The following is a 359-nucleotide window of genomic DNA, read 5'->3' on the forward strand; positions in this document are numbered from 1 at the left end:
ATTGACAGTTTTCATAAAGTTCCAGCACATCAACGTAAATTACTCGATGATCCAAATAACTTACCGTTTAAAACCGATATTCAAATTAAACATTTATCCTTTGAGCTCAATGTCACCGCCATTATGGATGCAGCTGGCGAGTACATAGGCAATGCCCTTGAATGGCAAGATGTCACCGCAGCCAGAGCGCAAGAAAACAAAACCGCGCAGTTACAAGGGGCTATTGACCAATCGGGTACCGCCAACATCATGATTGATAGGGATTTCAATATTACCTATGCTAATGCCGCGACCTTAGCTTTACTGAAAGAACATGAAGCTGTCTTTGCTGAGAATTGGCCGGGTTTTGTCGCCGATCC

Annotated in this window: 1 pseudogene; it reads left to right on the forward strand. The window is 43.5% G+C overall.

From position 1 onward, the window contains the following. A pseudogene (locus MTCD1_RS21330) lies at positions 1-359 on the forward strand (methyl-accepting chemotaxis protein); the annotation flags it as partial.

This window comes from Colwellia marinimaniae (genome assembly GCF_002207865.1).
In the GTDB taxonomy this organism is placed as follows: Bacteria; Pseudomonadota; Gammaproteobacteria; order Enterobacterales; family Alteromonadaceae; genus Colwellia; species Colwellia marinimaniae.